The sequence below is a fragment of the Pseudomonas sp. MWU16-30317 genome (genome assembly GCF_020515695.1).
GTDB lineage: Bacteria > Pseudomonadota > Gammaproteobacteria > Pseudomonadales > Pseudomonadaceae > Aquipseudomonas.
Map to the genome: position 1 here is coordinate 1 of NZ_JAIWJA010000010.1, position 24,178 is coordinate 24,178.

Annotated in this window: 25 protein-coding genes and 1 pseudogene; 16 read left to right on the forward strand and 10 right to left on the reverse strand. The window is 58.5% G+C overall.

The features are described 5' to 3' along the window. Positions 1-146: 146 nt before the first annotated feature. The 5 genes and pseudogenes from LIX93_RS23605 to LIX93_RS23625 all read left to right on the forward strand — a co-directional run. Positions 147-1,010, forward strand: a pseudogene (locus LIX93_RS23605) (IS3 family transposase); the annotation flags it as partial. A gap of 484 nt (positions 1,011-1,494) precedes the next feature. Then, positions 1,495-2,463, forward strand: a complete 969-nt coding sequence (locus LIX93_RS23610; RefSeq protein WP_226506486.1) for a TIGR03756 family integrating conjugative element protein — start codon at positions 1,495-1,497, stop codon at positions 2,461-2,463. Further along, on the forward strand, positions 2,460-3,842 hold the full coding sequence (locus LIX93_RS23615) for an integrating conjugative element protein (protein WP_226506487.1): 1,383 nt from the start codon (positions 2,460-2,462) through the stop codon (positions 3,840-3,842). The genes LIX93_RS23610 and LIX93_RS23615 overlap by 4 nt, the downstream gene beginning before the upstream one ends. Then, positions 3,842-4,150, forward strand: a complete 309-nt coding sequence (locus LIX93_RS23620; RefSeq protein ID WP_226506488.1) for a hypothetical protein — start codon at positions 3,842-3,844, stop codon at positions 4,148-4,150. Before LIX93_RS23615 ends, LIX93_RS23620 begins: the two co-directional genes overlap by 1 nt. Before the next feature lie 4 nt (positions 4,151-4,154). Beyond that, a complete protein-coding gene (locus tag LIX93_RS23625; protein WP_226506489.1) occupies positions 4,155-5,693 on the forward strand; it encodes a conjugal transfer protein TraG N-terminal domain-containing protein in 1,539 nt (512 codons plus the stop codon). A gap of 14 nt (positions 5,694-5,707) precedes the next feature. Here LIX93_RS23625 and LIX93_RS23630 read toward each other — a convergent pair whose 3' ends face one another. After that, positions 5,708-6,070 carry a hypothetical protein gene (locus LIX93_RS23630; protein ID WP_226506490.1) on the reverse strand — a complete coding sequence of 121 codons (363 nt, stop codon included), beginning with the start codon at positions 6,068-6,070 and terminating at the stop codon, positions 5,708-5,710. A gap of 429 nt (positions 6,071-6,499) precedes the next feature. Between LIX93_RS23630 and LIX93_RS23635 the strand changes: the two genes are divergently transcribed. From LIX93_RS23635 to LIX93_RS23645, 3 genes are all read left to right on the forward strand, one after another. After that, positions 6,500-6,862 carry a DUF3085 domain-containing protein gene (locus LIX93_RS23635; RefSeq protein WP_226506491.1) on the forward strand — a complete coding sequence of 121 codons (363 nt, stop codon included), beginning with the start codon at positions 6,500-6,502 and terminating at the stop codon, positions 6,860-6,862. Between the two features lie 462 nt (positions 6,863-7,324). Next, positions 7,325-7,627: a hypothetical protein gene (locus LIX93_RS23640; protein ID WP_226506492.1), complete on the forward strand. Its 303-nt coding sequence runs from the start codon at positions 7,325-7,327 to the stop codon at positions 7,625-7,627. Between the two features lie 98 nt (positions 7,628-7,725). Then, on the forward strand, positions 7,726-8,658 hold the full coding sequence (locus LIX93_RS23645) for a zincin-like metallopeptidase domain-containing protein (RefSeq protein ID WP_226506493.1): 933 nt from the start codon (positions 7,726-7,728) through the stop codon (positions 8,656-8,658). 83 nt (positions 8,659-8,741) lie between these two features. Here LIX93_RS23645 and LIX93_RS23650 read toward each other — a convergent pair whose 3' ends face one another. Both LIX93_RS23650 and LIX93_RS23655 read right to left on the reverse strand, forming a co-directional pair. Beyond that, entirely contained in the window at positions 8,742-9,107 is a 366-nt protein-coding gene (locus LIX93_RS23650; protein WP_226506494.1) for a histone-like nucleoid-structuring protein, MvaT/MvaU family, read from the reverse strand. A 107-nt stretch (positions 9,108-9,214) separates the two neighbouring features. Then, on the reverse strand, positions 9,215-9,412 hold the full coding sequence (locus tag LIX93_RS23655; protein WP_226506495.1) for a hypothetical protein: 198 nt from the start codon (positions 9,410-9,412) through the stop codon (positions 9,215-9,217). 238 nt (positions 9,413-9,650) lie between these two features. Here LIX93_RS23655 and mobH point away from each other — a divergent pair, with 238 nt between their 5' ends. Next, positions 9,651-11,402, forward strand: a complete 1,752-nt coding sequence (gene mobH, locus LIX93_RS23660) for a MobH family relaxase (protein ID WP_226506496.1) — start codon at positions 9,651-9,653, stop codon at positions 11,400-11,402. Positions 11,403-11,861: 459 nt separating this feature from the next. Continuing rightward, entirely contained in the window at positions 11,862-12,143 is a 282-nt protein-coding gene (locus LIX93_RS23665; protein ID WP_226506497.1) for a pyocin activator PrtN family protein, read from the forward strand. Here LIX93_RS23665 and LIX93_RS23670 read toward each other — a convergent pair. Beyond that, a complete protein-coding gene (locus tag LIX93_RS23670) occupies positions 12,112-13,263 on the reverse strand; it encodes a tyrosine-type recombinase/integrase (protein ID WP_226506498.1) in 1,152 nt (383 codons plus the stop codon). The genes LIX93_RS23665 and LIX93_RS23670 overlap by 32 nt on opposite strands. A gap of 111 nt (positions 13,264-13,374) precedes the next feature. On the opposite strand from LIX93_RS23670, the gene dusA reads away from it, so the two are divergent. Continuing rightward, entirely contained in the window at positions 13,375-14,385 is a 1,011-nt protein-coding gene (gene dusA, locus LIX93_RS23675; RefSeq protein ID WP_226506499.1) for a tRNA dihydrouridine(20/20a) synthase DusA, read from the forward strand. A gap of 133 nt (positions 14,386-14,518) precedes the next feature. Continuing rightward, positions 14,519-15,445 carry a transaldolase gene (gene tal / locus LIX93_RS23680; RefSeq protein ID WP_226506500.1) on the forward strand — a complete coding sequence of 309 codons (927 nt, stop codon included), beginning with the start codon at positions 14,519-14,521 and terminating at the stop codon, positions 15,443-15,445. A gap of 140 nt (positions 15,446-15,585) precedes the next feature. Here the strand turns inward: tal and rssC are convergent, their stop codons facing one another. Beyond that, on the reverse strand, positions 15,586-16,068 hold the full coding sequence (rssC, locus tag LIX93_RS23685) for an anti-sigma factor antagonist RssC (RefSeq protein ID WP_226506501.1): 483 nt from the start codon (positions 16,066-16,068) through the stop codon (positions 15,586-15,588). After that, complete coding sequence (rssB, locus tag LIX93_RS23690) at positions 16,065-17,249, reverse strand: two-component system response regulator RssB (protein WP_226506502.1); 1,185 nt, start codon at positions 17,247-17,249, stop codon at positions 16,065-16,067. The genes rssC and rssB overlap by 4 nt, the downstream gene beginning before the upstream one ends. 274 nt (positions 17,250-17,523) lie before the next feature. Here rssB and LIX93_RS23695 point away from each other — a divergent pair, with 274 nt between their 5' ends. Further along, positions 17,524-17,820 (forward strand): PilZ domain-containing protein, encoded by a 297-nt coding sequence (locus LIX93_RS23695; RefSeq protein WP_226506503.1) that lies wholly within the window; start codon positions 17,524-17,526, stop codon positions 17,818-17,820. Positions 17,821-17,874: 54 nt separating this feature from the next. Here LIX93_RS23695 and LIX93_RS23700 read toward each other — a convergent pair whose 3' ends face one another. Beyond that, positions 17,875-18,546: a VacJ family lipoprotein gene (locus LIX93_RS23700; RefSeq protein ID WP_226506697.1), complete on the reverse strand. Its 672-nt coding sequence runs from the start codon at positions 18,544-18,546 to the stop codon at positions 17,875-17,877. 252 nt (positions 18,547-18,798) lie between these two features. On the opposite strand from LIX93_RS23700, the gene LIX93_RS23705 reads away from it, so the two are divergent. Further along, complete coding sequence (locus LIX93_RS23705) at positions 18,799-19,065, forward strand: DUF4404 family protein (RefSeq protein ID WP_226506504.1); 267 nt, start codon at positions 18,799-18,801, stop codon at positions 19,063-19,065. A gap of 107 nt (positions 19,066-19,172) precedes the next feature. Here the strand turns inward: LIX93_RS23705 and queF are convergent, their stop codons facing one another. Both queF and LIX93_RS23715 read right to left on the reverse strand, forming a co-directional pair. Then, entirely contained in the window at positions 19,173-20,003 is an 831-nt protein-coding gene (gene queF / locus LIX93_RS23710) for an NADPH-dependent 7-cyano-7-deazaguanine reductase QueF (protein ID WP_226506505.1), read from the reverse strand. Positions 20,004-20,083: 80 nt separating this feature from the next. Beyond that, a complete protein-coding gene (locus LIX93_RS23715; RefSeq protein WP_226506506.1) occupies positions 20,084-20,578 on the reverse strand; it encodes a cupredoxin family protein in 495 nt (164 codons plus the stop codon). A gap of 205 nt (positions 20,579-20,783) precedes the next feature. On the opposite strand from LIX93_RS23715, the gene LIX93_RS23720 reads away from it, so the two are divergent. Further along, a complete protein-coding gene (locus tag LIX93_RS23720; protein ID WP_226506698.1) occupies positions 20,784-21,461 on the forward strand; it encodes a heavy metal response regulator transcription factor in 678 nt (225 codons plus the stop codon). Continuing rightward, positions 21,458-22,834 carry a heavy metal sensor histidine kinase gene (locus tag LIX93_RS23725; RefSeq protein WP_226506507.1) on the forward strand — a complete coding sequence of 459 codons (1,377 nt, stop codon included), beginning with the start codon at positions 21,458-21,460 and terminating at the stop codon, positions 22,832-22,834. Before LIX93_RS23720 ends, LIX93_RS23725 begins: the two co-directional genes overlap by 4 nt. Positions 22,835-22,913: 79 nt before the next feature. Here the strand turns inward: LIX93_RS23725 and LIX93_RS23730 are convergent, their stop codons facing one another. Continuing rightward, a complete protein-coding gene (locus LIX93_RS23730) occupies positions 22,914-24,158 on the reverse strand; it encodes a lipoprotein-releasing ABC transporter permease subunit (protein ID WP_226506508.1) in 1,245 nt (414 codons plus the stop codon). Between the last annotated feature and the right edge of the window lie 20 nt (positions 24,159-24,178).

A 24,178-nucleotide genomic window follows, 5' to 3' on the forward strand; every position in this document is an offset into this window, starting at 1 on the left:
TGAGCTATCGAGATCCGGGAGAGGATCAGTACGAACAGCGATATCGGGAGCGAGTAGTGAAAGGTCTGCATCGACGTGCCGCCGAATTTGGGTTCGCGCTTCAACCGGTGGAGGGTGTTTCTTAGGATGGCCGAGGAACACGAGCGTTCGCGTTAATCGATCAACTTCGGGCTCACGAGCCGATTGATCTGTTGTGCTCGGTATTTGAAGTAACCCGATCGTGCTACTACGCGTACTGCCGGAAACGTCGGTATCCAGATGCCGAACGGGTGGTTTTGCGCAGCCGCGTGAACGAGCTGTTTACGCAAAGCCGAAGCGCTGCGGGCAGCAGGAGCATCAGGCTGATGATGAAAGAGGACGGCATGCAGATCGGGCGATTCAAGGTACGCAAGTTGATGCGCGAGATGAACTTGATCAGCAAACAGCCGGGTTCCCATGCCTATAAAAAGGCGACCGTGGAGCGACCTGATATCCCGAACGTGCTTGATCGAGGGTTCAGCGTGGCGTCCCCCGACAAGGTCTGGTGCGGTGACATCACGTACGTTTGGGCCGAAGGTCGGTGGCACTATCTAGCGGCGGTAATCGATCTTTATGCGCGCCGGGTTGTGGGCTGGGCGTTCTCAGCCAAGCCCGACGCCGACCTGGTGATCAAAGCGCTGGACATGGCCTATGAGCAGCGTGGCCGGCCTCAAAATGTGCTGTTTCACAGTGATCAAGGCAGTCAATACGGCAGCCGGAGTTTCCGCCAGAGACTATGGCGATACCGCTTCACACAGAGCATGAGTCGGCGCGGCAACTGCCATGACAACGCGCCGATGGAGCGGCTATTTCGCAGCCTGAAAACTGAATGGATACCGACGGTGGGCTACATGAGCGTTTCGCTAGCGCAACAGGATATTGGCCGGTTCCTGATGGAGCGCTACAACTGGCGGCGACCGCATCAGTTCAACGAAGGGCTAGCGCCTGCGGTCGCTGAGGAAAAACTCAATTCAGTGTCCGGGATCAGTTGACCACTACACTGTGTAACCGTGACAAACCGTGTGCCGTACCTCGGCGTGACGTCTGGCAGGAAGCTTTTGCCTTTGCCGGTACCAGTCTATCAGCGCTCAATAAAATGGCGCTCAGTAGTGCCCGCAGATCATGACCCAGCACGCCTAGGAAAATGACATACAAGAGCTTGACGACCTACATGCAACCTCTAGGCGATGTAGCGTGCCCAGACTAAGCGATTAGCCTTGATCGTTCAGTCTCGTTCAGCTTATGGACTGTCGCAGCCTTTGGAATGTAATCCGACAGCCCATCAGTTGCGCGTGGGCACAGATCTGCAGTCGCGCAACTTAGAGCAGGCACTTAGCAGCTAGAAGCAGTCGATCAACCGTGGGTAGTGCACCTCGATAATACGGTGCCCACGCATTCAATTTTCAACTCTGTAGCCATGAAGAGTTCAGAGGATGCTGAGCTTTTTCCAACATCACATGTTGAGGATGTCAGCCGATGCACACTCAGCCTGTCATCAAGACAGATCCAAAAACAAGCTTCGTTGTCGCCCAAACTGTCACCTGGCTACTGGCCTTCAGCAATAGGGCTCTTGCGCTTACGACTGCGGGAATTTCTTCCTCTGTGGCATCTTCGCAATGCCTGGAGTACCGCGTCGTCGGAATCTGCTTCTGGTTGTTTTGCACAAGCTTTGGCTGCGAGGTCCGCACGTCCACCAAAGTGAGACATTTCATTCCCGAGCTGGTGGTGTCGAGCTATGCCGATACCGGCGGCAGCGCTTGGACCGAGCTCGCGGTGCTTTCGAGTCCGATAGCCGGCTCCGAGGGCGGCGGCAACCTGATAACACCCAATCCATTACGCGACAATCTCCCCCGCTTTAAAAATGTCGACGGCATTGGTCATCCCGGCGGAGCAGCAGCGACTCAACTGGCATCCCAGTCCGGTTACGCCTGCCCAAGCGGCGCGACCGCCTTCATGCCCTATTACCTCAGCACGCTGGATCCGTTGGGCTGGCGCTACGGCATCCCGGAGTCGGTGTACCCCGAGTCGTTGGTCCCTGGCATGCGCGAAGTCGGCAGCCAGGCAAATGGTGAGATGTGGGGGAATGTCTATCCACGCCAAGGCTTCCTGGTGCAACCCGACGACTTCAAGGCTGGGGCAGTCATGGCCCAGCGCGCTGGCGACTTCATCACCCGAAGCGGTCAGCCGCATGTTTACCTGCCACTCACGCCAGCCGCTCGTGACGGATATTGGCCTCCCGGGCCGATCCAAGAAAACGACATCACCACGCACAAATGGCAGTTGCTGTACCCGCAATTGCAAATGACCTGCGCAATCTTCCCCAGCGAAGCCCTACAGAGCGAAGACGGTGGCTACGCCTGGTCGTTGTGGCGTCCATACAGCTGCTGCAAGCGCGAGGGACAGACCTTCATGTTCAGTATCGACTTCGAAGGAGGCGACTCATGAACCTTTGCTTGATCGCTCAGCGGCTGTTTTTCTCGACTGTGCTTGGGTGTGCCTGCATTGGCGTCGAGCGTTCCGCGCATGCGGCTGAGGGTGACTATCGACTGGGAAATCAGGGTGAAATCATTGACGACCGCGTGATGTACACGGTCGGTGGCGGCTCGGCAGCTGGCGCACCGACCTCGCTGTTTCGCCCGAGTGGTCTCGGGGTGGGCGTCTCGTGGCGGGCCAACATGATGTGCGGCAACATGAACCTGTCGAACACCTTGCAGAACCAACTCAACGGTGCCACCGAGGGGTTTCAGCAGATCATGGGCAGCGTCGTCCAAAACGCCACCCAGGCGGTCATGTCCCTACCGGCGCTGATCATTCAGCGCGCCAATCCTGGGCTCTATGAGTTGCTCAGCAACGGCGTCATGCAGGGACGAATCGACTTTGACCGCTCGAAACTCACCTGTCAGGCCATGGCCGAGAAGATGGCCGACAAGGTCGATCAGGCGGGCTGGGGCGCGCTAGCCAAGAATCAGGAAATGCAGAGCAACCTGGAGCAGAGCGGCGGCGATGCCGTCACGGCAGTACGTAACACCGAGACCCACAATGGTAACAATGGGGTGAGCTGGGTCGGCGGACAGCGCGCCGGCGGCAATGCGCAAAGCGCAATTCATGTCACCGCCGACGTGGTCAGGGCGGGCTACAACTTGCTGCACAACCGATCGGTCGAGGATATCTCGAGCATGGGCGATTGCCAGGGCGGGGCCATCTGCCAAACCTGGTCCTCCCCAGAACAAGCGTCGCAATGGGCGACGCGCGTACTAGGCGAAACGGAAGTGGCCACCTGCGATGACTGCGAAACCTTGCGCAGCACGGCGGGTGCTGGTCTTTCTCCCCTGATTCAGGAGACCTACGAACAGCATCTGGAAGGCCTCCAACAACTGCTCACCGGAAGCGACGACCCGTCTCCTGAAAATCTTGCGAAAGTGTCCAGTCCGATGTTGCCGGTGTCCCGCGGCGTCATCGAAGGATTGCGTGACGATCCTGACCAGGATGTATTGGCGCGCCGGCTGGCGAGTGAGACGGCGCTCTCGAAGGTGATCTACGAAGCTCTCCTGCTCCAACGCACATTGGCCGCGGGCAGTCGCGAGCCTAACGTCGCTTCGGCCGCACCGGCCCAAGACTCCCTGCAGAAAAACATCTCCGCACTGGATCGTGAAGTGCAGATGCTGCAGACAGAGCTGCAGGTCCGACAGTCACTGGCCACCAACACCGCAAGCCTGGTGCTAGATCGTCATGCCGGGGGAGCCGACGGTTCTCGAACCATCGAGCAGCGTGATCCAGAACCCGCCCGACTGGAACAAGCTGATAAAACCCATGGGAGGCCGTGATGCGCTCACCACTTCGATCGCTGCTGCTCGTCGTGCTCATCACCATTGGAGCCTGCGTCAGCGCCATCTTCATTGCGTGGATCGTATTGAGCACCGTTGGCGATGCCATCCGCTGGAGCGAGTTCTCCAGGCGTTTCGAGATCGGACTGACTATCGGCCGGGCACTGCTTTACAGCGCCCTATTCACGGGCTGGTGGGCGAACCGGAAGCGACAACAACACCCTGCCCGGCGCCGATTGCTCGATCGCACCGGCCTAACAGGTTTCACCAGCATCCTGCTCGTTGAGCTCAATCGTATCCAAGGGTGACGCCATGACCATGAGTACCAACAGCTATCTCGAGTTCTACCTGTCGTTACTGGCCTGGATCATCAACAACGGGATCTGGAACACGCTGGTCGATACGGGTCTCTACGCGGCCCCCTTTGCTGCCATCCTCCTTCAGGAATGGCTCTCGGCACGCCAGCAAGGCGCTGACGAAGGCAACAAGGGCCTGCTTTCAATCCCGCGGATAGAGAATCGATTGTGGCTTGCCTATGTCACGCTGATGTTTGGCTGCATGCCGATACTGCCGATCAATCTGGCATCGATGACACTCGATGCGTCGAACAGCCAGCGCTGCGGTGTATCGCTGTCCACGCCATCACAAACCGCATGGGGCTCGACGTTCAATACGATCGGTGACAAATCCGCCACCGTACCGATTTGGTGGTTCCTAGTGCATACCCTGAGTAAAGGGGTGACGGCTGCGGCCACCGCATCGATTCCCTGTGCACCCGATATTCGTCAGATGCGCATGGATATCGATGCCACGCGCATCGATGACCAAGTGTTACTCCAGGAGGTTGCTGACTTTACCCGTGATTGCTACGGCTATTCCAGGTCGAGGATGTTTACCAACCGGCCGGATCTGGACAAGGCCCAAAGCTACGACGCTGCGTGGATTGGCTCGAGTTACCTGCTGAACACCACGGGTTATTATGATACCGACCGGTCGAGAACTCCGCGGGTGAATTGGCCCTATGACGACGTACGGGACACTTCACTGGCTCGCCTTCCCAACGGCGCTGGCTACCCGAGGTGTCGTGAATGGTGGAGCGACCCCGAAATCGGGCTTCGCGATCGCCTGGTGAACCAGGTCGATGCGACGCTATGGACATCCCTGAAGGGATGGCTCTCGGGTAGCACAGCGAGCGAAGTCGAGGACGCGACGCTTCGCCAGCTTGTGAGCCCGCAACAGCAGTCGCTGACCATGTCACCCGGGCAGGTCTATCAAAGCTACGGCGCAAGCGCGCGTGGCGGTTCCGTGAACCAGGGACTTAACAATCTGGCAACCAACACTGGCTTGGCCTTGGGATCCTTCAGCAACTTCCCTGCGATGAACGCACTACGTTCGGCGCTACCGATGATTCAAGCGTTCCTGATCATGGGGACGGTCATCAGCCTTCCGCTTGTGCTTTTGATCAGCACCTTTCAGCTCAAGACCGTGATGACGGTGACGTTTGCGCTGTTCACCTTGCACATGCTGACCTTCTGGTGGGAGCTTGCAAGGTGGATCGACTCGAGCATGCTTGATGCCCTATACAACCAGGTTTCGACGACGGATCAGGTGCTGCTATCCCTTCCCACATCCGGGGTGATGGATGGGACGGTTACTGCACAGGTGATCGAGTACGTGATGGGTGCGATGTTCATAGTGCTACCCATGATGTTTCTCGGTGCCATGAGCTGGACCGGATACAACGTGGGTAGCGGAATCCAGGGAATGCTGACTAAAGGCTCGGATGCTGCGCAGGTTCAGGCAAGCAAAGGAACGAATCAGTTAACCGGGGCGGTCAGAAAACTGAAATGAGGATCCGGAGACTCTCATTTCAACGATCCATACTCATCATATAGCTCTGGATAACGAAGATAGTGATCGGGGAGATCCGAATCAACTATAGAAGGACCGACCTCCTCAGATGAGATTGGCAAAGCCGCAAGTACAAACAATACGATCACAAATACCGACGCGGATACTGCGAAGCTCGCGACTAGACAAACGACAGTGACCTTAAGAAGTACAAATGCCAACTTTCTGACCCGCGCCGGTATACAGCCGAGGGTTGGCGACTGAAGTGCGCGAACCTCCAGCCACTTCGTTACGCGAATCAGCTTTGCTGCTACCTTGCCAGCGCTTTGAGCAATAGCCGGAATTGCGCGCGAAGTACTCGATTGCTGAATGGCCATGAGATCTGCCCCATCCGAAAATTCGTTATGAAAATACTACTCCGGACCGCAGTCCATGTCTGACCGCTCGTCAGTCTGCATAGCCGAGGGAAACGATATAGAGCTCCGTGGACGCTACCCCGGGCTGGCACGGGGAATTAGCATTGACGCGTCGGATCATCCTGGATATCTGAGAGGTGCAATGCGCTGGCCAGCCAGCATCCCAAATAGCCAGGACCTGTAAGGCTAAGTCGCCCCTGTGATGGTCCAGCCCAAGTGCGATCCGCGTTCGGTAGCTCGCACGGTCACCTTCGGGTGATGAACGCTAACTGCACCCCCGGTGGCATTAGCTTGTCCACGACCATGCCACATCACACCACACACTCCATGCGAGGGATCTTCTCCCTCCATGGGACAGATGCCCTCGGGACTCTATCGAGGACATCCGTCATGTTGAAATTCAAAGGCTCCGACTTGCGCGCGGTTCTGCTCGAGGCGCGCACACATCAATGCCGTATCGTCCTGGCCAAGGATCAAGGCGTGTACCTGCTCTCCGAGTTCGGCGAGAAAGTTGCCGACGGCCCCCGCAAGCATCTGGCGTATGCCGTAGGCTGTAACCCAGAGCTCGATGCCTTTGACGACTGGTGGAGCAGAGCACGCGCCGAACTCGGTGGTGATGATTTCGCCGAGTACTTTGACCCGCAGGACGCCGTCCTTGCCAGAGCCTGGGAAACAGGCGGCGATCTGGTCCTGGAAGCGACCGAAACACACATCACCCTGGCGGTGGAAAATACGCCATCTAAAAAACGCTAGCGTGCTTTTCAGCCCCTCTTTCGAGGGGCTTTTCTTTGATCGGAGGTCAGCACCCAATACCTAAAGCGGTGCGTAGGCATGGACCTTTTGTCGGCCAATTGCCGAAAAATTTCGCCAATGGAATCCGGTAGAACGGCAGGCTTTTTGTCTCGCCTCAATGGCGTTGACCCTCCCACGGCTTAACGTTAAATACTCGATTGCACCCTGCTGCAAACCGCAGCCAGACAGCCCGAACCTTCAAGGTTGAGTCACCCCGGTGACCGGTTCATCCCAAGTGCGATTCGCGTTCGGAAGCTCGCACGGTCACCCCGCGGTGATGAGCGCTTACTTACCCTTCGCGTCTGCTGACGGTACTGCCCACTCCGCGTCCAGGGGGCCCCTCCCCATCGCGCGTATCTGTTCATCATCCTGCGAAAGGCTTCGCGGACGAAGCTGCGCAGGGTCGTTTCAGGAAGCCACACCATGCTCATGAAGACCACTCCTGCCCCCTCGGTCGTCTGCTCCGCTCTAGCCTGGGAGCAAGCCGTTCTGCTTGATCCACCGCGCGAGCAAAGCAATCTGCAGGAGCAGAGGCTGAGCTCGTTGATCCGTACCGCACTGGAACTGCATCAACTGAGGCCTGACGATTCCAGCATCGGCTTCGACGTCTTGTTGCCCATGCCGGGAAACCAACCACCGCGGGCGCTCTCCATGCTGCTGCAAGTCATCCACTCGCCGGCGCGGCACCCGGCGTTGCTGATTACCCTCGACCACGAGCATCACTGACCCACCCACAGGCTCTGCCTGACCGACTGCACCACCCTCACCCGCTCGGGAACACTTCCCGAGCGGGAGGCGCTCCCTCTTCAATCCTGGAGAACGCCATGTCTGATATCTACCTCGACGTCACACCGAAAATCGTCACCGCGCTCGATCAAGGAGTCATTCCTTGGATCAAGCCGTGGTCACCCGCGCACCACGGGGCGCTCCAGCCCTTCCCTGTCAACGCCGTCACTGGCCGCGCCTACTCGGGCATCAACATCCCCTTGCTGTGGGCTGAAGCGCGCCTGAAGGGCTACACGCAGGATCGATGGCTCACTTTCAACCAGGCGCGCAAGGCCGGCGGACACATCCGCAAAGATGAACATGCGACCTTGGCCGTGCTGTACAAACCGATGAGCCGCGAGCAGCAGGACGACACCGGCCAACCGGTTCTGGATGAACAGGGCAATGCCAAACAGGTGCAATTCGCGATCCTGAAGACGCATTGCCTGTTCAACATCGAGCAGACCGAGAATGTCGAGAACCTGGATGTTGAGACCATCGCCCCCGATGAAGGCTCGCCGTTCGTAAACCATGACCTGGCAGAGCAACTGCTGATCGACTCGGGGGCTCGGATTGATCACCGTCCTGGTGATGAAGCGTTCTATCAGCCGATCGCCGACCGCATTCAGTTGCCGACCAAACCGCAGTTCAACACTGAAGGCGATTACTACGCCACGGCGCTGCATGAGTTGAACCATTGGACGGGTCACCATTCAAGGCTCAAACGCGAAGGCATCGTCGGCCTACACCGCTTCGGCCCCACCGGATACGCCTTTGAAGAACTGGTGGCGGAGATGGGCGCAGCGTTTCTATGCGCCCTGGCCGGCATCCAGGGAGAACTGCGGCATGAGGGCTATATCGCCTCGTGGTTGAAACTGCTCAAGGACGACAAGCGAGCGATCTTCCGCGCCAGCGGCCATGCCCGTGATGCCGCGGACTTTCTGCTTGAACTGCAACACCGGAAACGGGAGGAACTACCGCAAAGCGCTTGAAGGATGAGTGCCGCTATAACGACAAAGCCCAGCATTGCTGGGCTTTGTCGCTCATGTGGCCCTCAGAGGAGCGCCTCACCGGATCACTCCAGCCAGCTTTCGACCGTTTCGCCACCGAATTCCTGCTTCCAGGCTTTCAAGGTGCGGTGATTGCCACCCTTGGTCTCGACCACTTCACCGCTGTGCGGGTTCTTGTAGCGCTTGAGCTCTCGCGGTTTGCGCGACTTGACGGCCGAAGCGGTCGACGAAGCCGGGGCTGCACGGTAGTGCGGGTCTAGAATTGCGATCACCTGCTTCAGACCGACGTTGTATTCGGCAAGCAGCTCCTGAAGCTTGGTCTCGAACTCGATTTCGCGCTTGAGGCCCGAATCATTTTTCATCTGGTCCAGCTGCTGCAACTGCGCCGCCAGTTGTGCTTCCAGCGCTTTGAACTCTGCCAGCTTCGACATGATGAATCCTCATACTCAATTAATTAATAACAATCTACAGATTAGGAGCAAATCCTGAGACAACACGTTCGTGATTAGTAGCGATGGCTCCGCATACGACCCTGACGTTACTCGATATCAAGCGTCGCACACAGATGCGCGACTAGCTCCCGGGGCGCTGAGCTATCCACCACCTTATAGATTAGTTCACGTTTGCAGCGCGGCAACTTCTTCACGCAACGCTTCGCGGCTGCCCGGATCGCCTCATCGGTACCGTGAATGCGATCGGCCAGTAACACGATCAATGTAGCATCACTCAGCGTCACAACTGCGCCTCATGTTTCTGAATAAGACGATTGTACGCCGAAAAGGAAACAGCCGCCCATAGGTGGTTCAACTTTTAAAATGATGGAATGCATACCGACATAGCACTAAAAAAGTAAGGGCCAGCATGTTAAAGGGAATGGCAAAGAGTCAATGGATGAAGAGAACGGGGATCAAGGGTAAGAGGCCTATCCGCGAAAAGCCAAAAAGGCCCTGCCCTGCCAAAACGGTGGATACTTGATGCGCAAGCTGTTTGAGCGGAAAAAGGGCCCTATACCGTCAGAGCCCGCTCATGGGGCACCGGTAGGCTGGACGCCAGTGCACCCTCCTACCCATTTGTTGGCTGAACCACACCGTCAACGGCTGATGGAACGCATTTGGCAGTACACCGCTTTGTCGACGGAACAGTTCGAGCAGCTCTACCGACAGCCGCTGTTAGGCTATGCCGAATACGTCCAACTGCTCCCCGCCAGTGAAAGCCATCACCACGCCTATGCCGGCGGCATGCTCGATCATGGCCTGGAACTGGTGGCCACAGCGCTGAAGTTGCGTCAGTCCCACCTCCTCCCTACCACGGCCGCACCCGAGGATCAGGCCGTGCAAGCGGATGCCTGGTCTGCCGCCATTGCCTACGGGGCGTTACTTCACGATATCGGCAAGGTCGCTGTCGACATGGAGGTGGAATGCATCAACGGCCTGCGATGGTATCCTTGGCATGGCCCGCTGGTGCAGTCCTACCGCTTCCGTTATGTGCGCGGGCGTGACTACAAGCTGCACAATGCTGCCGCAGGACTGATCTTCAACAAGATTCTAGATCCATACATCTTAGATTGGCTCAGTGGTTACCCCGTCCTGTGGAGCAGCCTGCTCTATGTACTTGCCGGTCAGTACGAGCATGCCGGCGTGCTCGGCGAGCTGGTCACCCAGGCGGACCGCATCTCGACCGCACAGAACATCGGCGGCAATCCCGCCAAGGCGCTGCTGGCGCCTGTAACGTCGCTACAGCATCATCTGCTTAGCGCACTGCGCCATCTGGTAAAGAACGAGTTGAAGCTCAACCAGGTCGGCGCTGCTGGCTGGCTAACAGCAGACGCGCTGTGGCTGGTCAGTAAGGTAGCCGCAGATAAAGTCAGAGCCTACCTGCTGGCACAGTCCGTTGATGGCGTGCCTTCATCCAACATCGCACTCTTCGACGAGCTTCAGTCCCATGGACTGGTTGAGGCCAACAGCGAAGGCAAGGCAGTTTGGAAGGCAGCTGTCGTCGACGGTGATTGGCAGCAACAATTCACCTTCCTGCGACTGCAGCCGTCGCTCATTTGGGGGGATGAAACCCGGCCACCGGAATTTGTCGGTACGGTAGCCCCCATCGTCGATATCGAGCCTGAGCACATTCAACCACTGGCATCAATTGCCGCTTACAGCCCCTCCCCACCCGCGGCCAGCCAGCCCCCGTCACACAGTCATCGAAATTCGGATCCATCGGAAATTTATCCACCCGAAGCAGATTGCAGTGACTATCTAGGGCCGCTACTGGAGCTGTTCGAGATGCCCGATCTCGATCAGGGTACCGCGCTATCCAAACCCCCGATCGCCGAGGAGCAAAACAACAACGATCTCGGCAAAAATTTCCTGGAGTGGTTGCGGGCGGGTCTGCAGAGCCACGCGCTGATCATCAATGACAGCCGGGCCAAGGTGCATACCGTCGGCGACACCTACTTCCTGGTAACCCCAGGTATATTTCAACGCTATGCCATGGAGTGCCAGAAGCAAGTAGTTCATATCGACAGTACAGAAGCCTGGCCAAGCGTTCAGAAAAGCTTTGAGAAAATGAACATTCACCGGCGCAGGCCAAACGGCGAGAACATCTGGGCCTGCCATGTACAAGGTCCCCGAAAGCGCGGAAAACTGAACGGCTACCTGATGAAAGATCCACTAGACCTCAACCAAGACGGGCTTACAAACAATCCATTTCTTAGATTGACCGACAGCTGAGGATCACCACCTGTTTGAAGCTGTGGGTTCTGGCGTAGCTGGAAAACTGAGCTTCTGACATGCTGTTCAGCCGGAGCAGCAGCTCGTCAGACTGAGGGCTCAGTCTGAGATCCTGCAGATGACCTCTTCGCTTCGAAAAAAGAGGTCGATAGTAGTGAATAGTCCCGCGTTGCTGCCTGCCTGAAAGTGTCCGGATGGCCGTGGAATCGGTGTCCGGATGCTTGTGGAATGAGCGTCCGGATCAGCGTGGAATCAGTGTCCGGATGTCGGTGGAATGGGTGTCCGGATGGTCATGGAATCCCCAAGTAGCGCTTCGTCTAGACAACGCCAATACCTTCCATAGTGCTCTTCGACCAAAATTCGAGTCAGCCCGCGTCGTATTTTCGGGCTTCCCAGCAGGCAAAAACGGTCAATGTGAATTGCGCCCCAGCCCGAGCGCCTCACATTAGGAGACCAAGGATGAACACCGTTTTCCTGCTGATGGCTCAATACGAAGGCAAAGCTATCATCCCGCTAAGCGCCGTCTGCGCCGACTACTTCACTCATCTCACGATAGAGATGTTCCAACGCAAGGTACTGGCGGGGCAGATCAAGATTCCCATTACCCGCCTCGAGCCAAGCCAGAAGAGCGCCAAAGGCATCCACATTACTGACCTAGCCAACTACCTTGATGAACAACGAGAAGCGGCACTCAAGGAGTGCCGTCAACTCAACGGTGCTTTCGCCGTGGGGCGACGTTGACCGCGACCCTCGCGCCTAGCTCCACGGGCGATTTGATCATCTTCTCAATCCATTCCCATTCCAACCAAACATCACCGCGACGCTTGAGATGCGTGTAACGTCGCATCGAGTTCCAGTCTCGGTGCCCAGACACCGAAGCCACCCGCGGAATGTCCCACTCCATTTCAAAGAGTCGGCTCACACCTTCGTGCCTCAAGTCATGGAAATGCAGATCCTCAATGCCTAGAAACTTGCACGCACGGGTCCAGGAGGCGGAAATAGAATCCGGGTTGTAGGGAAAGATCTCCGCACATTTCCTCGGCATGCTTTGTAGGATTTCCCAAGCAGGGTACGGAATGTGGCACCACACATTATTCCCGATTTTCTGTCCTGGGTTCTTCATGTCTCGGACGAGTATCCGGTGCTCCTCCTCATCCAGATCTGCCCATCGAATCCGGGTGATCTCATCTTGGCGCCGAGTCGAGAACATCGCGAAACCTAACACCTTGACCATGTTGATCGAGGTAGGCCTTACCTTCTGACCAGCGCTGAAATGCTCGAGGAGTTTGCGCAACTCATCATTAGTCGGCCGGCGCGCTCGCTCTTGGCTTTTCATGTCATAGCCAAGCTTCTTCAGGACTTTTCTAGCTTCCGCCATCACATGCTGGTCGACTTGATAACCCCAGGCAGGCTTGGCGATCGAAAGCACAGCTCCAAGGTGAGCCATATCGTTCGCTGCGGTTTGCGGTTGGACATCCCCCCCAGCCTTGCTCATCCGCCAAAGCGCGTACTCGACTAATCGCTGACTATTGATCTGCGAGTCTATTACCTGACCCAGAGTGGTCAGTGAGATGGCTTTCAGCGTTGCGCGCTTTGTCTTCCCTAATGGACGGGCCTTTTCGACCTCTTGCAAGTAGCGATCGATAATCTCGGCCAAGGGAACACCTACCCGGTTTGCCTTCTCGATAGCGTCCGGCTCGTAGAGCTCTGCCTCACGTCGTCGGATCCAGGCTTGTGCTGCCTGTTTTCGTACGAACGACTGGGTCTCTTGATAGACTTGCGCCCCATCGCGCTTGATGCGGATCTGAGCCGTATAGCGGACGGTCCCGTCCGCCAGTTTTCTCAATCGAATTGTAGCCATGGCAAAGTGGTAAGAGTCGATGTCGAAGTGGTAAATCTTACCACCGACTTCGAGAAAACGCCCGAAAACGCCCGAAAACGCCCGAAAATGGTAAAAAATACGTAGACTAAAATGTCATTAAAAATCGACCAAACCCCAGTAAACATAAGGCCTGAGCCCTCTAGGCGCTTCAGCGTTGCACCGATGATGGACTGGACAGACCGCCACTGCCGCCACTTCCTGCGCCTTCTGTCCCGCAACACCCTCCTCTACACCGAAATGGTCACCACCGGCGCCCTGCTTCACGGCGACACCGACCGCTTCCTGCGTTACGACGACACTCAGCATCCCCTGGCCCTGCAGTTAGGCGGCAGCAACCCCTCCGACCTCGCCGCCTGCGCGAAGATCGCCGAGCAATACGGCTACGACGAGGTAAACCTCAACGTCGGCTGCCCGAGTGACCGAGTGCAGAACAACATGATCGGGGCCTGCCTGATGGGCCACCCCGCCCTTGTGGCAGATTGCGTCAAGGCCATGCGCGATGCGGTGTCGATCCCCATCACGGTCAAGCATCGCATTGGCATCAACGGCCGCGATTCCTACGCCGAGCTGTGCGATTTCGTTGGACAGGTGAGCGAAGCCGGCTGCGGCAGTTTCACCGTGCATGCGCGCATCGCCATCCTCGAAGGCCTGTCGCCGAAGGAAAATCGCGATATCCCGCCGCTGCGCTATGACGTCGCCGCTCAGTTGAAACAGGACTTTGCGGCGCTGGAGATCGTGCTCAACGGTGGTATCAAGACGCTTGCCGACTGCCACACGCATTTGCAGACGTTCGATGGCGTAATGCTGGGTCGCGAGGCATATCACAACCCTTATCTGCTGGCTGAGGTCGACCAGCAACTTTTCGGCAGCACGGCGCCGGTGATTACCCGCAGCGAAGCACTAGACCAGTTGCGCCCGTATATCGCCAAGCATGTGGCCGAGGGCGGTACGATGCACCATGTGACCCGCCACGTACTGGGCCTGGCGCTGGGCTTCCCGGGGGCGCGCAAGTTTCGCCAGATGCTGTCGGTGGATATTCATAAGCACCCTGACCCGTTGCAGGTGCTGGACCAAGCGGCGCTGATCATCGAGGGTAGATGAAACCTGCGGAACCACTGGCCGCGTCGGCACTCGAACGGGATATCCTTATCGATTCAGCAGTAGGGCCAAAGCCTTGAGGCGCCGCAGCTGCTGGAGTATTGTCGTCCAACCGCAAAAGGACTAGAGAGCGCTCATGACTTCCAAGCTGGAACAACTCAAGCAATTCACCACCGTGGTCGCGGACACCGGCGATCTGGACGCGATCACCCGTCTCAAGCCAGTGGACGCCACTACCAACCCGTCGCTGCTGCTCAAGGCTGCATCGATCGCCGGTTACGCCGACATCCTCAAAAAGGTAGTCGAGGGCAACAACGGCGACGTGGGCCTGGCCTGCGACCGTTTTTCGGTTGAAGTGGGCAGCGGTATCCTCAAAGTCATCCCTGGCCGTATCTCCACCGAGGTCGACGCGCGTCTGTCGTTCGACACTCCAGCGCTGCTGAAGAAAGCCAATCAACTGATCGAGCTGTATGACAAAGCTGGCGTCAGCCGCGACCGCGTGCTGATCAAGCTGGCGTCCACCTGGGAAGGCATCCGCGCCGCCGAACAGCTTGAGCGCGATGGTATCCAGTGCAACCTGACCCTGCTGTTCTCCTTTGCTCAGGCCCAGGCCTGCGCCGACGCGGGCGTGTTCCTGATTTCGCCGTTCGTGGGCCGCATCTACGACTGGTACAAGAAGGCCAACAACACCGACTACACCGGTAGCGACGATCCGGGCGTGAAATCGGTGACGCGCATTTACGATTACTACAAGACTAACGATTACAAGACCGTGGTTATGGGGGCGAGCTTCCGCAATCTGAACCAGATCGAGAAGCTGGCCGGCTGCGATCGCCTGACCATCAGCCCTGAACTGCTGCAGAAGCTGTCTGAAGATCAAGGCGAGTTGCCGCGCATCCTCAAGCCAGGCACCACCGGCGAAGCGCGCAAGACGTTGAGCGAGGCCGAGTTCCGCTGGGAATCCAACGAAGACGCCATGGCAACGGAGAAACTAGCCGAGGGCATCCGTCAGTTCGCTCGCGACCAAGAGAAGCTGGAGGCGTTGCTGCAAGGCAAGGCTTGAGCAGTTACGGGATGTAAAAAGGGCGACTCGTTTGAGTCGCCCTTTTTTATGCGCAGCTGGGGGGTTAGTTCTGCTAACCACGCGAGCCGCTCGCTGGCCTGATGCTTTCTGGGGCAGAGCCTGGTCGCACAAGGAACGGGTCAGCTGCGCTCGAGGGCATTGACCAGGTCGTGGAAAGCTTCACGATTCGAATCGTTGAGGCCCATGAGGATTTTGTGCGCTTCGAGCACCTTGGCCTTGACGATATCCTCGGACTGATCCTGGGACGGCAGGTCGGTCAGGCAGTCAGTGCAAGGGATCGGCCGATTGACGATGTTGAACACCTGATCGAAGCCCATGGAAGCCAGCAGGCGCGTGATGTCCTCGTGGGTCGTCACGACGGTGGGGAGCAAACCGACTTTCTGCCGCGAAAGGATCGACAGCTTGGCCAGCAAGCCAAGTGTGGTGCTGTCGATACTGCGGGTTTCGGTGAGATCGATGACGATCGCAGAGAAATTCAGGGCAGTGAAGATTTTTTCAATAGTCGCATCCAGCGCCGAACACAACGTCAGACGCACTTCACCGACGAATTTCAGAACGAACGTACCATTCTGCTCGGCGAACTGGATTCTACCAGTACTCATTCAAGGTTCCTGCTTAACACCAGGAGGGCGATATCGTCCGGCATCTCCCCCAGCGTGGCCAATCCAAACTTTTGACGTAACCCATCCAGGGAACCGCCTGCTGCTTTGACTATTTCAGGCAAGGCAGTCTCTTTGTCTTTGAGCGTTTCACCCGGCAAAAGATCCAGAATGCCATCAGACAGCAGCGTCAAGCTGAAACGTTCCGGCAACTCAATCACATGGTCAGTATAGGTGGCCTCGTCGAATAGACCGACCGGCAGGCCACGACCATCCAGGTACCGCGCCTGATCTTCAGTATAGAGCACGGGGAGCGGCAGATGGCCACCAATGCTGTACGTCAGGAGACCAGTATGCTCGTCAATCACGCCGCCGACCATGGTCACGTGCTTGCCAAGCTTACAATTGATCAGACCGCGGTTGATATGCCCAAGCACATCCGACGGTTTGAACTCGGGCATGCTGCCCCCACGCCGCGATTCGAACATCAGCCGCGTGGTCATGAACTTCAACAGCACCGTGACGAAGGCCGATGAGGCGCCGTGCCCAGACACATCAGCCAGATAGAATGCTACGCGATGCTCGTCAACGCGAAAACAGTCGACGAAATCACCCGACAGGTACAGCGACGGAATGATCTGGTGCTCGAACTTGAAGCCATCGGTGACCCACGGGTTGACCGGCAACATGTTCATCTGCACCTGCCGCCCGGCGTTCTGGTCCTCCTGCAACAGGTGCAGGCTTGCCTCGAGCTCGCGGTTGGCGGTTTCCAGTTTGTCGCGATAGCGCTGGTTTTCCAGCAGCAGGTGAGAACGATCCAGTGCCCGGCGAACCGAATGCTCCAGCACCGCCAGGTCTTCGAGCGGCTTGATCAAGTAATCGGCCGCACCCAGGCGCAACGCCTCGACCGCGTCGTTCATCACCCCTGCGCCCGAGAGCACGATCACTGGCGTCTGCGGCGAGCGCTCGGTGACCTGGCGAATCAACTCGAGCCCGCCCACCTGTGGCATGCGCAGGTCGCAGATCACGAGGTCGGGCTGCTTTTGCTCGAACACCTGAAGGCCCAACAGACCATTACTGGCCTGCAGGACACTGAAGCCGCTGTCTTCGAGGTAGGCTGCAAGGCTCTCGCGCACTACATCGTCGTCATCGATTAACAGCAGCGTGGCACTGGTTTTCTGCATGTGGGCAAACGGCGCCAGAAATAGGTGGATGTAAAGGAGTTTAGCCTGGGCTGCACTCGCCTACTGGATTCGCTTCCAGCCTCTCTTATACTGGGTACAGCGGGATCACAATCCCAGCTGCGGCAAATATTAGAGGTGCCCTGTAAGGCGCAGACGGTACTCCCATCCGGCAGGGGTTTCAAGCTTGCACCGATGGTCGCCTGACGTCTTTACACGGCAAATGACCGGGAGTTATAAAAACCCCCTGAACAGCAACGATATGGAAGTATCAAGCATGAGCCAGAGCGACAGGGATTACAGCGAAAAACGCGATTACATCCGCATGACAATCGATGCCAACGTCACATTGCATTTCAAGGGGCTGGAGTTCAGCGGGGTGTGCATCGATCTGTCGAGCAATGGCATGCAGGTCAAATCCCGGTCGCAACTGACTGTGGGTGATGTACTGGCAGTTCATTTACCCTCCCCTACGCCGAACCTCGATCCGTACAACGTCGACGCCGAGGTGGTGCGCGTTGAAGACCTGGGCGACGGCGAGCAGATCCTTGGCTTGGCCACGGCGCCAGCCTGAGCAACAGCCACAAAAAAGGCGACCGATGGGTCGCCTTTTTCGTATCAGGATAAATCAGAAGTCGTCTTTGACCTGACCATCCTTGACCTTGAACTCGCGGTTCTGCAGGAACGCATTGCGAACGAAGGTGTAGCGATCGCCATTGATCAGCTTCTCCGACGACAGCAGGTTCGCGCGGGTATCGAGCAAGTTGATGCCGAACGCGGTGTTGCGCACCGGCACATCGTTCACGTAGCGATACGGAGCGGTGTAGGTGTCAGGGTACTTGGCGAAGGCGTCACGCACAGTGCTCGGACCGAAGAACGGCAATACCAGGTACGGGCCGCTGCTCACGCCCCAGTAACCGAGGGTTTGACCGAAGTCTTCGTCATTGCGCTGCAGACCCATCTTGGTGCCGACATCGATGACGCCGAGCAAGCCGAAGGTGGTGTTGAAGATCAGGCGCGCGGTGTCGATACCGGCAGCGCGAGGCTTGGCCTGGAAGATATCGTTGGCCAGGTTGGTGACGTCACCGATGTTCTGGAAGAAATTGTGCACGCCGTCCTGAACGAACTGCGGGGTGATTTTCTGGTAGCCCTGAGCCAGAGGCTTGAGGGTATAGGTGTCGACGGTATCGTTGAACTTGAACACCGGGCGGTTGAAACCGGCCCAAGGATCAGGATTCACTTCATCTGCTGCTTGAGCCGCCACAGGCACCAGGAAAGCGGTTGCCAGAACACAGGCCATGGCCAATCGATCGAGGCTTGCCGAGCCGATCTTGCGCATATACATACTCCCTTTAAAAACAATTGGCGGGCACGAAGGCCGGTTCGAAAAAAACCAAGTATAAGGCCACCTGAAACATTTTTGCGTATCAACAGTATGAATGATTGGTATCAAGCGCAGCGAGTGCGCATGGATTATGCTCAAGGGGTAACCATGGACCTTTGCAGCGGCGCTGCGGTCAATGGTTGTGCCTATCCTAGAAGGGAGATCCACATGCCTGCCGCACAACTGCAAGAACAATTGATCGCCCTGCGTGAACAGTTGGACCAGAACCCTACGCTGAGCCTGGATGAACGCGACCGCGTGCATGAATTGATGCAACAGATCGAGAGCGAGATCGCTCTGGAAGAAGCCACTCAGGAACGACCAAGCATGGTCGACAGTATCAATGTCGCCGCCGAGACCTTCGAAGCCGAACATCCCACGGTGGCCGGGGTATTGCGCAATATTGCCGTGACATTGGGCAATATCGGAGTGTGACCGATAACCCTTGCGACGCCTTCGCGGGCAAGCCTTGCTCCCACAAGTGTACGACTACGTATCGGTTGACACTGTAGGAACGAAGCCTGCTCGCAAAGAGGCTCTCACTACTGACGCACCAACCGAACGTTACTCACATCCAGCGCCTCGGTGCTGCGGTACGGATTGATATCCAGCCCACCCCGCCGCACATAACGTGCATACACCGTCAGCGACTGCGGCTTGAGCAAGCGCTGCAGGTCTAGAAAGATCCGCTCCACGCACTGCTCGTGGAAATCAGAATGCTGGCGAAAGCTCACCAGATACGCCAGCAGACTGGCATGGTCCAGTGCCGCTCCCTTGTAGGTCACCACCACGGTGCCCCAATCAGGCTGGCTGGTGACTGGGCAGTTGGACTTGAGCAGGTGGCTGTAGACACTCTCCTCTTCGACCCGCGCGGCATCGCAGCGCAGCAACTCCGGTTGCGGGTGCTCGTACTGGCTGACGCTGATATCCAGATCATCGATGCACACCCCCGGGAGCTTCGCCACCCCATCCGCCTGCACGTCGTCCAGGCTGCGGATCCTCACGCCCACCGGTTTACCTGCGGCGGCCGACAGGTCCTTTTCCAGCACGACCCGCAGCTCGTCATTACTAGCGAACGGCGTCTGGTTCAACGAATTGAGATACAGCTTGAAGGATTTAGACTCGATGATGTTGGGTGAGTCCGCCGGGATGCTGAACTCGCCGATCGCCACCACCGGCTTGCCGGAAGGCAGCAGCCAGGACAGCTCGAAACAATTCCAGAAGTCCACGCCCTGATACGGCAGGGTGTCGGCGGTCAAACCCAGTTCGGCCCATTTCGCCGCGCGTGGAATAGGGAACAGCAGCGATGGCGTGTACGTAGCGATGTACTCGCTGGACTTGCCCAGCGGAGAGTGTTCGGCGGCGGGGTGCATGGCAATAACCTGACTGAATAAACGCCGACAGTTTATCGGGTTTACGTGCCGGTTTCAGCGCCCATGGTCCGCCGGGGCGGTTATTTGTCGACTGTCAACCGACCGACCATGCCGGCCTGGTAATGGCCGGGTTCGTTGCAGGCGAATTCCAGCGCGGTGGCGCGGGTAAAGGTCCAGGTCAGCTCGCCACTTTCACCCGGCTTGAGGGTGATGCTGTTGGCGTCGTGGTGCATGCCGGTCATGGCACCGTGGGCGTCCTTGTCGTGGACCATGGTCGCCATCGCAAGCATTTCCTTTTGATGACTGGCCTGCAGAGCGGCATCGCCCAGCGTGAACTCATGCACCACTGCGCCGGTGTTGGCCAGCTCGAAGCGCACCGTCTCGCCTGCTTTGATTTCCACGGCATTGGGGGAGAAGGACATGTCCGCCAGGGTTACCTTGACGGTGCGGGTGGCCTGGCTCGCCTTGGCGGCGTGGCCGAAGTCGAAGCTGGCCTCGTTGGCAACGGCGATGCCGCTGATGGCACTACCGGCCAGGGCCAGTGTGGCGATACTCAAGTGACGAATGAAGTTCATGCTCGGTCCTCTCCAGATCCGTGGCAAAGCGGGTCCTGCCTTGGGGGTATTAGGCCCCTGGATGCAGGCTATGGGACACTGTAGGCCTGCGGCGCTGGCAGCGACCTGACACGCGCATTACAACTTTGTCAGCTAACCCGCCAGCCTCAGCGCACAGGGTATAAAGCCCATGCACTGCCCCTTGCCTGCCATCACCGAGCGCCAGATGAAACTGTTGATCGTCGAAGACCAAGTCAAAACCGGACATTACCTGCGCCAAGGCCTGCAGGAAGCCGGTTATGCCGTCGAGCTGGTCAACGACGGCCTCAGCGGTCAGCACCTGGCGCTGAGTGGCGACTACAGCCTGCTGATCCTCGACGTGATGCTGCCGCAACGCGATGGCTGGCAGATCCTCCAGGCCGTGCGCGGCGCCGGGATGGACGTACCCGTGCTGTTTCTGACCGCCCGCGACAGCGTTGCCGATCGCGTGCATGGGCTGGAACTGGGCGCTGACGACTACCTGATCAAACCCTTCGCCTTCGCCGAACTGCTGGCACGGGTGCGCACGCTGCTGCGCCGTGGTGCCCAGCCCGCCCAGGAAACCAGCCTGGAAGTCGACGATCTGCGCCTGGACCTGATTCGCCGCCGCGTCGAGCGCGGCCGCCAGCGAATCGACCTTACCGCCAAGGAATTCGCGCTGCTGGAGCTGCTCATGCGCCGCCGCGGTGAGGTACTGCCCAAGTCGCTGATCGCCTCCCAGGTGTGGGACATCAATTTCGACAGCGACACCAACGTCATCGAGGTCGCCATCCGCCGCCTGCGCCTGAAGATCGATGACGAGCACCCGGAAAAACTGATTCATACCGTACGCGGCATGGGCTACGTGCTGGAGGCCCGGCATTGAAACTGTCGCTGAGTGCGCGCCTGGCGCTGTTATTCGCCGCCTGCACCGCGCTGGTGTCGCTGGTGGCGGGGCTGCTGTTCAATGCCGCCAGCGAGGCACACTTTCTCGAGCTCGATCAGCAGTTGCTGGATAGCCGCATGGCCAGCCTGCGTGGGGTATTGGTGGGCGTCGAGGACCAAGCGAGCTTCGAGGCGCGGCGCTCGATACTGCAGCTCGAACTGGCGCGGCAACCCGATGAGGGTTTGCGCGTCTTTGCGGCCAATGGTGCATCAGACGGCGCGGCAGACAGCGCCGAATGGTTCAACAGCCGCCCCGCCCTCCCCGCCGCCGCGCCAACCGCCGGGCTGGAGACGTTGCACACCGGCCATGGCGAATTTCGCACCTACAGCGCGCCTCTTGATCCACGACGGCCTAAGTCCCCGCGCCTCACCCTGCTGCTCGACATCACTCACCACCAGCACTTTTTGCAGCGCATGCAAGGGCTGATCTGGCTGACCGTGGGGCTCTCGGCACTGGCCACCGCCTTGCTCGGGGCCTGGGCCGCGCGCCTGAGCCTGCGGCCGTTGCGGCGCATGACCGAACTGGCCGCGGGAGTATCGGCGCAATCGCTGACCACGCGCTTGCCGATGCAGGGGCTGCCACCGGAACTGGCCGATCTCGGCCAGTCGCTGAATGCCATGCTTGCCCGGCTCGATGACGCCTTTACGCGGCTGTCGGCGTTCTCGGCCGATATCGCCCACGAGCTGCGCACGCCGCTGTCCAATCTGCTTACCCACACGCAAGTCACCCTTACCCGCCCACGCTCGGCAGCCGACTACGAAGAGGCCCTGCACAGCAATCTCGAAGACCTGCAATGGATGGCGCAACTGGTCAACGACATGCTCTACCTGGCCAAGGCAGAACACGGGTTGATGCCGGCCGGGCGTGAGCCGCTGAGCTTGGCGAACGAGGTGGATGGCTTGCTGGAGTTTTTTGCCCCACTGGCTGAAGAGGCCGGGGTGCGGCTGTTACGTCAGGGGGATGCCGACGTGCAAGGCGATCGCGGCATGCTGCGCCGGGCGCTGTCCAACCTGCTGGCTAATGCACTGCGCTTCACGTCGGTAGAGGGGCAAGTGCGCATATCACTGACGCACAGTGATGGGCAGGTGATTATCGAAGTCGCCAATCAGGGTGAAGCCATCCCGGAGCCTGCGTTGGCGCGATTGTTCGATCGCTTCTACCGTGCCGACTCTGCCCGCAGTGCCAGCCAAAGCGAGCATGCTGGCCTGGGACTGGCAATCACTCGATCCATCGTCCGCGCCCACGGCGGCAGTATCACCTGCAAGTGCACCGATGGGTGGACGCGATTCAAGGTGCTGCTACCCATCGGCTGATGATCCGCGCACCTTGTAACGCTCTCGCGAGCCTCTTCGGCGCCGAACGCCAGCGCAAGAGCACCCGGTCATTCGGCGATTACTCGTACCGCAGCGCGTGCGCCGGCTCGACCTGGGATGCACGCCACGCAGGATAGATAGTCGCCAGAAAGCTCATGATCAAACCGGCCGAGCAAATCAACGCCACGTCACTCCATTCCAGTTGCGACGGCAAGTTGCTGATGAAGTACACGTCCGACGTGAAGATATGCTGTCCGGTGACGCGCTCGACCCAGCCGACCATGGCGCTGACGTTGATCGCCGCGATCACCCCCAGCACGCCGCCGATCACCGTCCCCACCACACCGATCACCGTGCCCTGAACCATGAACACGCCCATGATCTGCCGCGGCGTGGCGCCAATGGTACGCAGGATGGCGATGTCTGCGCCCTTGTCGTTCACCACCATGATCAAGGTGGCAATGATGTTGAACGCCGCCACCGCGACGATCATCAACAGCAGCAGGCCGATCATGGTCTTTTCCATTTTCATGGCGCTGAACAGGCTGCCTTGGGTGTGGGTCCAGTCATCGGCCTGATAACCGGCGCCCAGGCTGGCAGCGATGGTCTTGGAGACCTCTGGTGCGGCGTACAGATCCTTCAGCTTGAGTCGAACGCTTTGCACCTGATTCGGCTGCCAGCGCTGCATGGTCGCCGCATCGGCGACGTTGATCAGGGCCATGCTGCTGTCCAGCTCGGCGCCGACCTTGAACACGCCCACCACCGTCAGGCGTTGCAGACGCGGGGTGATGCCGCCGGGCGCGGAACTGATCTCAGGCACGATCAGGGTGAACTTGTCACCCACCGTCAAGCCGAAACGCCGCGCGGTGATATCGCCGACCACTACACCAAACTCGCCAGGGCGCAGGTCCTGCAGGTTGCCGCGGGTTATGTGCTGCGCGACGATCGACACCTTGCCTTCCTGGGCTGGGTCGACGCCGCTGATCTGGATCGGCTGCATGGCGCCGCGAAACGAAATCATCCCGTCCATCTCGGTGAACGGCACCGCAGCCAGCACTTGCGGGTTTTTCAGCGCGGCATCGGCGGCCGGACGCCAGTCGTCCAACGGCTGGGTGCCGACGATCATGGCATGGGGCACCATGCCGAGGATGCGATCACTCATCTCGCGCTGGAAGCCGTTCATCACTGACAGCACCACGATCATCGCCAGGACGCCCAGGCCCAGGCCGATCATCGAGGTCATGGAAATGAACGAGATGAAATGGTTGCGGCGCTTGGCGCGGGTGTAGCGCGCGCCGATGAAGATCGATAAGGGTCTGAACATGAACGCACCGTGACAAAAAG

What these genes read in the sequence shown, in the direction of transcription:
- LIX93_RS23610 (WP_226506486.1), top strand. Translation starts at nt 1,495, where the DNA reads ATGCACACTCAGCCTGTCATCAAGACAGATCCAAAAACAAGCTTCGTT.
- LIX93_RS23615 (WP_226506487.1), top strand. Translation starts at nt 2,460, where the DNA reads ATGAACCTTTGCTTGATCGCTCAGCGGCTGTTTTTCTCGACTGTGCTT.
- LIX93_RS23620 (WP_226506488.1), top strand. Translation starts at nt 3,842, where the DNA reads ATGCGCTCACCACTTCGATCGCTGCTGCTCGTCGTGCTCATCACCATT.
- LIX93_RS23625 (WP_226506489.1), top strand. Translation starts at nt 4,155, where the DNA reads ATGACCATGAGTACCAACAGCTATCTCGAGTTCTACCTGTCGTTACTG.
- LIX93_RS23630 (WP_226506490.1), bottom strand. Translation starts at nt 6,070, where the DNA reads ATGGCCATTCAGCAATCGAGTACTTCGCGCGCAATTCCGGCTATTGCT.
- LIX93_RS23635 (WP_226506491.1), top strand. Translation starts at nt 6,500, where the DNA reads ATGTTGAAATTCAAAGGCTCCGACTTGCGCGCGGTTCTGCTCGAGGCG.
- LIX93_RS23640 (WP_226506492.1), top strand. Translation starts at nt 7,325, where the DNA reads ATGCTCATGAAGACCACTCCTGCCCCCTCGGTCGTCTGCTCCGCTCTA.
- LIX93_RS23645 (WP_226506493.1), top strand. Translation starts at nt 7,726, where the DNA reads ATGTCTGATATCTACCTCGACGTCACACCGAAAATCGTCACCGCGCTC.
- LIX93_RS23650 (WP_226506494.1), bottom strand. Translation starts at nt 9,107, where the DNA reads ATGTCGAAGCTGGCAGAGTTCAAAGCGCTGGAAGCACAACTGGCGGCG.
- mobH (WP_226506496.1), top strand. Translation starts at nt 9,651, where the DNA reads ATGCGCAAGCTGTTTGAGCGGAAAAAGGGCCCTATACCGTCAGAGCCC.
- LIX93_RS23665 (WP_226506497.1), top strand. Translation starts at nt 11,862, where the DNA reads ATGAACACCGTTTTCCTGCTGATGGCTCAATACGAAGGCAAAGCTATC.
- LIX93_RS23670 (WP_226506498.1), bottom strand. Translation starts at nt 13,263, where the DNA reads ATGGCTACAATTCGATTGAGAAAACTGGCGGACGGGACCGTCCGCTAT.
- dusA (WP_226506499.1), top strand. Translation starts at nt 13,375, where the DNA reads ATGTCATTAAAAATCGACCAAACCCCAGTAAACATAAGGCCTGAGCCC.
- tal (WP_226506500.1), top strand. Translation starts at nt 14,519, where the DNA reads ATGACTTCCAAGCTGGAACAACTCAAGCAATTCACCACCGTGGTCGCG.
- rssC (WP_226506501.1), bottom strand. Translation starts at nt 16,068, where the DNA reads ATGAGTACTGGTAGAATCCAGTTCGCCGAGCAGAATGGTACGTTCGTT.
- rssB (WP_226506502.1), bottom strand. Translation starts at nt 17,249, where the DNA reads ATGCAGAAAACCAGTGCCACGCTGCTGTTAATCGATGACGACGATGTA.
- LIX93_RS23695 (WP_226506503.1), top strand. Translation starts at nt 17,524, where the DNA reads ATGAGCCAGAGCGACAGGGATTACAGCGAAAAACGCGATTACATCCGC.
- LIX93_RS23700 (WP_226506697.1), bottom strand. Translation starts at nt 18,546, where the DNA reads ATGGCCTGTGTTCTGGCAACCGCTTTCCTGGTGCCTGTGGCGGCTCAA.
- LIX93_RS23705 (WP_226506504.1), top strand. Translation starts at nt 18,799, where the DNA reads ATGCCTGCCGCACAACTGCAAGAACAATTGATCGCCCTGCGTGAACAG.
- queF (WP_226506505.1), bottom strand. Translation starts at nt 20,003, where the DNA reads ATGCACCCCGCCGCCGAACACTCTCCGCTGGGCAAGTCCAGCGAGTAC.
- LIX93_RS23715 (WP_226506506.1), bottom strand. Translation starts at nt 20,578, where the DNA reads ATGAACTTCATTCGTCACTTGAGTATCGCCACACTGGCCCTGGCCGGT.
- LIX93_RS23720 (WP_226506698.1), top strand. Translation starts at nt 20,784, where the DNA reads ATGAAACTGTTGATCGTCGAAGACCAAGTCAAAACCGGACATTACCTG.
- LIX93_RS23730 (WP_226506508.1), bottom strand. Translation starts at nt 24,158, where the DNA reads ATGTTCAGACCCTTATCGATCTTCATCGGCGCGCGCTACACCCGCGCC.